The 629-nt window shown below is 48.5% G+C and carries 1 protein-coding gene; it reads right to left on the bottom strand.

The window, feature by feature from the left end; all coding sequences use genetic code 11:
• On the bottom strand, positions 1-629 hold a 629-nt coding region (locus tag KIV40_RS32140), incomplete at both ends, for a cadherin-like domain-containing protein (protein ID WP_285353398.1).

Genomic DNA, 629 nt, shown 5'->3' with positions numbered 1-629 from the left:
CCAAGTCAGACGCAATCGACAGCTCTGGCATATCAACCACAGATTGAACGTCAATCGTCGCTTCTGCAGGTACTGTTGCCGTGCCATCATTCACATCGAACGTCACATTCACATTGCCATCGAAGTTTTCATTCGGTGCAAATGTGTAAGTGCCATCACCATTGTCCACCAATGAACCGCTATCAGACGCGACATTTTCTACCGACAAGTTGTCGCCATCAATATCGCCTGCATTTTGCAGAAGCTGTTCTTCAGTGAAAGTGAAGCTGGTGTCTTCTTGAGTCACAAACTGTGGCTCGCCGCCTGTTGGTAGGTCGTTGACTGGGTTAACCGTTAGATCTGCCGTTGCTTGAATCGTTTCATCACCATCGGTAATGTCGAAGTTCAAATCAATGTCGCCATTGAAATTCGCATCTGGCGTGATAGTAAAGCTACCATCATCGTTTGCTGTTCCTGTCGCATTGCCGTCAACGGTCAGGTTAGATGCCGATAGGTCGTCACCATCAACGTCCCCCGCTTGAGCAAGTAACTGCTCTTGGCTTAGGTTAATCGAGCCATCTTCATCGACACTGTATGCCAACTCACCCGATACCGGCGCATCGTTAACAGGCAGAACATCAATGCTTGCT

It is taken from the genome of Vibrio sp. D173a (genome assembly GCF_030248475.1).
Note: the sequence above shows the minus strand (reverse complement) of the source record. Positions and strands in the feature narration are given on the sequence as shown.